The 6679-nt window shown below is 64.3% G+C and carries 6 protein-coding genes; all 6 read left to right on the top strand.

The annotated features are described in order from the left end of the window. Positions 1 to 455 precede the first annotated feature (455 nt). Positions 456 to 1652: a DUF418 domain-containing protein gene (locus tag ACVOKO_RS19155; protein WP_346500934.1), complete on the top strand. Its 1197-nt coding sequence runs from the start codon at positions 456 to 458 to the stop codon at positions 1650 to 1652. Positions 1653 to 1678: 26 nt separating this feature from the next. Further along, positions 1679 to 2929, top strand: a complete 1251-nt coding sequence (locus tag ACVOKO_RS19150) for an NAD(P)/FAD-dependent oxidoreductase (RefSeq protein ID WP_346500932.1) — start codon at positions 1679 to 1681, stop codon at positions 2927 to 2929. Continuing rightward, the gene (gene gorA, locus ACVOKO_RS19145) at positions 2926 to 4278 is read left to right on the top strand and encodes a glutathione-disulfide reductase (protein WP_346500929.1); all 1353 of its coding nucleotides are present in this window, start codon (positions 2926 to 2928) and stop codon (positions 4276 to 4278) included. The genes ACVOKO_RS19150 and gorA overlap by 4 nt, the downstream gene beginning before the upstream one ends. A gap of 264 nt (positions 4279 to 4542) precedes the next feature. Next, positions 4543 to 5466 carry a DMT family transporter gene (locus tag ACVOKO_RS19140; protein ID WP_346500936.1) on the top strand — a complete coding sequence of 308 codons (924 nt, stop codon included), beginning with the start codon at positions 4543 to 4545 and terminating at the stop codon, positions 5464 to 5466. Next, positions 5463 to 5807, top strand: a complete 345-nt coding sequence (locus ACVOKO_RS19135) for an MGMT family protein (protein ID WP_346500927.1) — start codon at positions 5463 to 5465, stop codon at positions 5805 to 5807. Before ACVOKO_RS19140 ends, ACVOKO_RS19135 begins: the two co-directional genes overlap by 4 nt. A gap of 41 nt (positions 5808 to 5848) precedes the next feature. Beyond that, positions 5849 to 6493 (top strand): rhomboid family intramembrane serine protease, encoded by a 645-nt coding sequence (locus tag ACVOKO_RS19130; protein ID WP_346500925.1) that lies wholly within the window; start codon positions 5849 to 5851, stop codon positions 6491 to 6493. Positions 6494 to 6679: the final 186 nt, after the last annotated feature.

Genomic DNA, 6679 nt, shown 5'->3' with positions numbered 1-6679 from the left:
TTTTTTTGGGGCGGTGCTTTGCCTTCACCGCTCTCCCCCTTTCCCGCCCCGCGCGCGCTGGGGGCGCCACTACAGCGTTGCTCCCTCCCTTTCGCGCAGCGAAGGGGAGGGTTGGGGAGGGGGTTGCAGTTGAGCTTTGAGCTTTGGTTCTGGCCTTTGCAGCTTCACAAGCAACAACAGAAGCTACCCCCTCCCAACCTCCCCCTTGGCTACGCCAAAGGGGAGGGGCAGTGCATGCAGCGACTTTGCTGCCTCCCTTTCGCGCAGCGAAGGGGAGGGTTGGGGAGGGGTAAGCACTTGGTAGCGTTGAGGCAGTCATAGCGTCGCGTCTTGGGCGGGAAACAGCTGTGCAGCGTTGTCGGCGCCGATGCGGGGAAAGCCCCTGCCGAGCATGGCTCGGCACTACCTGGGCGCGCATGCTCTAATCGCGCACTCGTTGCTGAAGGATGTCGCCGTTGTCCACTTCCGCTTTCCAGCCCGTGGCAGCCAGTGAGCGCATCGCCACCTTGGATGTGCTGCGCGGCTTTGCCTTGTTCGGCATCCTGCTGATGAACATGGAGGCCTTCAGTGGGCCCTTGAACATGTCCTTCACCGGTATCGATCCGCATTGGCAGGGCGCCGACTATTGGGCCGATGCCTTCGTCTACATTTTCGTGCAGGGCAAGTTCTTCACCCTGTTCTCGCTTTTGTTCGGTGCCGGCTTCGCGGTGATGGCGCAGCGTGCCAGCAGTGCCGGCCGCGACTTCACCCGCTTCTATCTGCGTCGCAGCCTGGGCTTGTTGATCATCGGCGCGTTGCACGCGGTGCTGCTGTGGTCCGGCGATATCCTGGTGGCGTACGCCTTGCTGTCGTTTGCGTTGCTGGCGTTCCGCGAGGCACCGCGCAGCTGGCTGCCGGTATTGGGTACAGCGGCCTATGTGGGAGCGGCGGTGTTGATGCTGCTGCTGGGAGTGTTGATGCAGTTCGCCCCGGCCGATGCCAGCAGCGCGCAGCAGACTGCCGCAGTTGCCTCGATCGAAGCGCAGCGGCAAGCCTATGGACATGGCAGCTATGTACAGGCGGTCGCGCAGCGTCTGCGCGATCTGGGCGCGTCGCTGGGCGCGTTGCTGGTGGTAGGGCCGCAGGTACTGGGCATGTTCCTGATCGGTGCCTGGTTTGCGCGCAGCGGTGCCATCGCCGATCCCGCCCGCTACCGGCGACTTTGGGCAGTGCTGCGCTGGCTGCTGCTGCCGCTCGGCCTGGCGGTGATGTTCTCAAGCGTCTATCTGCAGTCCTACAACCCACCGGGGCGTTTCGATATGCGCGGCGCAACAGCGTACGCGCTCACTGCCATCGCCGGCCTGCTGATGTGCCTGGGCTATCTGGCCTGGGGGGTACGCTGGAGCCGCTACCTGCAATGGTTGGCACCGGCCGGGCGCATGGCATTGAGCAACTACCTCGGGCAGTCCCTGATCTGCACATTGGTTTTCTATGCCTATGGACTGGGCTGGTTTGAACAGATGGGCCGTGCAGGGCAGCTGCTGTTTGCTGCGGGCGTGTTCGCGGCGCAGGTAGCGTTGAGCCATGTATGGCTGCGTCGTTTCCAGTTCGGGCCGGTGGAGTGGGTATGGCGCGCGCTCACTTACTTGCAATTGCCACCACTGCGGCGCTGATCTTCTTCCCTCCATAAAATGCGCGGGTGAGAATCCGCAACGACGATGTAGTGATCATTGGCGCCGGCGCCACCGGCCTGGCTACCGCGCTGGCGTTGTCCGACGCCGGGCGGCAGGTACGGGTGATCGATGCCGGCCCGCTGGGCGGAGCCACCTCGCACGGCAACTGCGGCACCATCACGCCCAGTCATGCACCGCCGCTGGCCGCCCCCGGCGTGCCGCTGCAGGCATTGCGCTGGATGCTGTCGCCGCAGGCGCCGCTGTATATCCCGCCACGGATGGATCCAGCGCTTTGGCGGTGGTTGCTGCGCTTTGTCGCGCGTTGCAATCCGCAGGACTGGCAGCGCAGTGCGCAGGGGCGCGCGGCCTTGTTGAACGATTCGCGGCAGCGCTTGGCACAGTGGGTGCAGCGCTACCGGCTGGACTGCGAATTTGCCGACAAGGGGCTGGACTATGTGTTCCGCGAACAGCGCAATTTCCAGGCATATGCAGCCCAGTGCGATGCCCTGCTGCGGCTGGGCATCGGTACTGAAATAATCGACGGTGCCGATTACCTGCGCAGCGAGCCCGCGTTCAACGCTGGCGTGGTCGGCGCGATCCGCTTTCCGGGCGATGCCAGTCTGCGGCCAGACCGTTATACCGCTGAACTCGCACGTGTGCTGCGTGCCCGCGGTGTCCGGATTGACGAACACTGCACGCTTCTGTCCATCCAGCCACAGGCCAAGGGTGTACAGATGCAGACCAGTCGCGGTGCGGGGCACGCCGGCGAACTGGTGCTGGCAACCGGCGCCTGGTCGCCGCAGTTGGCGGCTCAGCTTGGCCTGCGCGTCCCGATCCAGCCCGGCAAGGGTTATTCCATCACCGGCAGTCGTCCGCCGCAGGTGCCTAGCCGACCGGTGGTGCTCAAGGACCGCTCGGTGTTCGTCATTGCCTGGGATGATTGCATGCGGCTTGGCGGCACGATGGAGTTCTCCGGGCAGGACGCGCGGTTGAACGCAACCCGCCTGCGTGCCCTGCAGCAGGCCGCGCAGCTGTATCTGCGACAGCCGCTGGGTCCTGCACTGGAACAGCACTGGTATGGCTGGCGGCCGATGACCTGGGATGACATGCCGATCCTGGGTCGCTCGCCCCGGCATGCTCACATATGGCTAGCAGCCGGTCATGGCATGCTCGGTATCAGCATGAGTAGTGGGAGCGGACAATTGATGGCTGATTTGATAACCGGGCAGGCACCTGCAATCGACCCCGCGCCGTATCGCGTGGAGCGTTTCCAATGAGCGCACGCAATTACGATGTGGTGGTGCTGGGCGGTGGTTCCGGTGGCCTGGCGGCAGCGTTCCGTGCAGCGTCCTACGGAGCCAAGGTGGCGATGCTGGAGCCGGCACCCTTGGGTGGCACCTGCGTCAATGTCGGCTGCGTGCCGAAGAAGGCGATGTGGTTGGCGGCGGACCTGGCCGAGCGTATCGGTCTGGCAAGGCAGATGGGCTTCGATGTACCGGCCGAGCCGGCGCTGTCCTGGCCAACCTTGCTGGAGCGACGCCAGCACTACATCTCAAACATCCATCGCAGCTATCAGCAGCGACTGGATGAAACCGGTGTGGTCCGCATCAGCAGCCGTGGGCACCTGATTGACGCGCATACCGTGCAGAGCGAGGACGGAACCCAATTCCGGGCCGAACACCTGGTCATCGCTACCGGCGCGCATCCGCTCAAGCCGGAGTTGCCCGGGGCCGAGCTGGGCGGTGTTTCCAACGACTTTTTTGCCCTGCAGGCGCGGCCGGAACGGGTCGCTCTGGTGGGCGGCGGCTATATCGCGGTGGAGTTGGCCGGCGTGCTGCGCGCCTTGGGCAGCGAAGTGGCCTTGTTGGTGCGTGGGCAGCGTCTGCTGGATCACTTTGATGCCGAGCTTTCTGACCAACTGGCCGAGAACCTGCGCCTGCAAGGTGTTGATCTGCACTTTGGCTGCAGGCTTGAAGCCCTGCGGCGTCAGGAGGGGCGTATCAGCGCGCAACTGCACAACGGGCCGGAAAAGACTTTGTTCGATACCGTCCTGTTTGCCACCGGGCGCGGCCCGAACACGCGCGGTCTGGGGCTGGAGCAGGCTGGCGTGAAGCTGGGCGAAAAAGGTCAGATCGAGGTGGATGACTACCAGAACACCTCCGTGCCGGGTATCTATGCGGTTGGCGATGTGACCGGGCGGGTAACTCTCACCCCGGTAGCGATTGCCGCTGCGCGCAAGCTGATGGATCGGGTTCTGGGTGGGCGGGCCGAGGCGCGGCTTGATTACGACAACATCCCCAGCGTCGTGTTCGCGCACCCGCCATTGGGCAGCGTCGGCTTGAGCGAAGAAGAGGCGTGCAAGCGCTTTCCTGCGGTAAGTACCTATTACAGCCGGTTCCGTCCGATGCTGCAGGCCTTGGGACAGGGCGAGGTGCGTAGCCTGTTCAAGATGGTGTGCGCAGGTGAGGACGAAAAAGTGGTCGGGATCCACCTGCTGGGTGAAGGTGCGGACGAAATACTGCAGGGTTTTGCGGTGGCGGTGAAGGCCGGGGTGACGCGCAGGCAGCTGGAGGAAACGGTGGCGATTCATCCGACTTCGGCCGAGGAAGTTGTGTTGATGCGTTGAGGGTTGCTGGCAACAGCGACAACAAAAGCAGAAGCACCCCTCCTCAATCCTCCCCTGCGCTGCGTGCAAGGGAGGAGGCTGATCCTGCAGTTGCGGACAATGCTTTGACTCCCTCCCTTTGCATTAGGCAAGGGGGCGGGGTGCTTCTGCTTCTGCCTGGTCCTACCCGGCAGCCACGCCCAAACGCCGCAGCGCCCATAATGGAAGGCCATCTCCCCCGGATGCCGTAGCACCGTGACTGTTCCATCCCCGCGCGAGGCCGCTGTGGCCGCGCCCAGCCTGCCCACCAGTTCCCGGCGGCTGCTGATAAGTGGCCTGCTGCTGGCTGCCACCGGCGCCATTGCCGCCTCCGGCAAGGCAGTGATCGTCAAACTGGCCTATCGACACGGTGCCGATGCCACCGCCTTGCTGGCATTGCGGATGATGATCGCCTTCCCGTTCTTCATTGCCATGGGCATGTGGGCCGCACGCCGCGCACAGCCCTTGTCGGCGGGCGACCGCTGGCGGGTGTTGCTGCTGGGTTTCAGCGGCTATTACCTGTCCAGCTATCTCGATTTCCTAGGCCTGCAATACATCAGCGCCACGCTGGAACGGTTGATCCTCTACCTCAGCCCGACGCTGGTGGTGCTGATTGCGCTGGTGGTGCTCAAGCAGCGCCCGACCCGCACCCAGGTTGCGGCCTTGCTGGTCAGCTATCTGGGCGTGTTGCTGGCCTTCGGTCATGACATCCAGCTCGAAGGCCGGCGCACGCTGATTGGTTCTGCGCTGGTGTTCGCCAGTGCGCTCAGCTATGCGGTGTATCTGTTCGGCAGTGGTCAGGCGGTGGCGCGCATCGGCGCGGTACGCCTGACGGCCTATGCCAGCATGGTCGCCTGCGTGCTGTGCATCGGCCAGTACCTGCTGTTCCAGCCCTGGGGCGCGCTGTGGGCGTACGCGCCAGCGGTTTACTGGCTGTCGCTGCTCAATGGCACGGTGTGTACCGTGCTGCCGGTGCTGGCGATCATGATCGGGGTCAAGCGTATCGGCTCCTCGTTGGCGGCACAGGTGAGTATGCTGGGGCCGGTTTCCACGATTGTGCTCAGCGTATGGTTGCTCGACGAACCCATGGGGATTTGGCAAAGCGCCGGGACGGTGCTGGTACTGTTCGGCGTGCTGCTGGTGGGCCGCGGCGTGGCGAAGAAGCGTTGACGCCAGAGGCCACGGCTGCCGCTGGACACGCACGCATTCTCGAGACCATCCGCGCCATCCCGCGCGGGCAGGTACTGGGCTACGGCGAAGTGGCGGCCAAGGCCGGTTTGCCGGGACGGGCACGCCTGGTGGCGCGCCTGCTGGGTGCCAATGACGATCCCACGCTGCCCTGGCACCGGGTGCTGCGCTCGGATGGCCGCATCGCCATGCCGGAGGGCTCGCGCGGTTGGCGCGAGCAAAGCCAGCGGCTGCGCGCCGAGGGCGTGGTGGTGGAGAACGGCCGGGTGAAGCGGCCCAAACCACCGCGCAGCCTGGACGAGGCGATCTGGGGTCCAGCCTAGCCGCTGCGGCTATCATGTAGCCAGTTCCCCCGGATGCCACCATGTTCCCGCGCCTTCCAAAAATCACCCAGACGCTGTTGATCGCCAACGTGGTGCTGTTCCTGCTGCAGCAGCTGCCGCAGACGGCGGGCATCTTCACCCAGTTGATGCTGTGGCCGTTGGGCTCGCAGCAGGTGTTTGCCGACTCGCCCGGTTTCGAACCGTGGCAGCTGTTGAGCTATGGCTTCCTGCATGGCGGCTTCGGACACCTGTTCTTCAACATGCTGGCGCTTTTCATGTTTGGCGCGCCGCTGGAAATGACCTGGGGCGAAAAACGCTTCCTGACCTATTACATGGTGTGCGTGGTCGGTGCGGGCCTTTGTCAGCTGCTGGTGGCGGCTTTGGCCGGTGAGTACAACCCGGTGCTGGGCGCGTCCGGTGGTGTGTTCGGCCTGCTGCTGGCCTACGGCATGTTGTTCCCGAACCAGCGGGTGATGCTGCTGTTCCCGCCGATTCCGATGAAGGCACGCACCTTCGTGATCGTGTTCGGTGCGATCGAGCTGCTGCTGGGTTTCACCGGCTGGCAGCCGGGCGTGGCCCACTTCGCCCATCTGGGCGGCATGTTGTTCGGCTGGTTGCTGATCCGCTACTGGCGCGGCCAACCGCCGTTCAACAAGCGTGGCCCACACCTGCGCCGCGTCAAATAGCAAAAACTGTAGTGCCGAGCCACGCTCGGCAAAGCTTTGCCATGTAGTGCCGAGCCATGCTCGGCAGAGGCCTTCAAGGAATGCCTCAACCTGTAGTGCCGAGCCATGCTCGGCAAAGCTTTGCCATGTAGTGCCGAGCCATGCTCGGCAAGAGGCATCACCGGTAACGCTCCAGCCGAGCATGGC

The sequence above is a fragment of the Stenotrophomonas sp. STEN240 genome, from assembly GCF_056756175.1.
Note: the sequence above shows the minus strand (reverse complement) of the source record. Positions and strands in the feature narration are given on the sequence as shown.

Excerpts from the sequence above, each read along its gene's own strand:
- gorA (WP_346500929.1), top strand. The coding sequence starts at position 2,926 with ATGAGCGCACGCAATTACGATGTGGTGGTGCTGGGCGGTGGTTCCGGT.
- ACVOKO_RS19130 (WP_346500925.1), top strand. The coding sequence starts at position 5,849 with ATGTTCCCGCGCCTTCCAAAAATCACCCAGACGCTGTTGATCGCCAAC.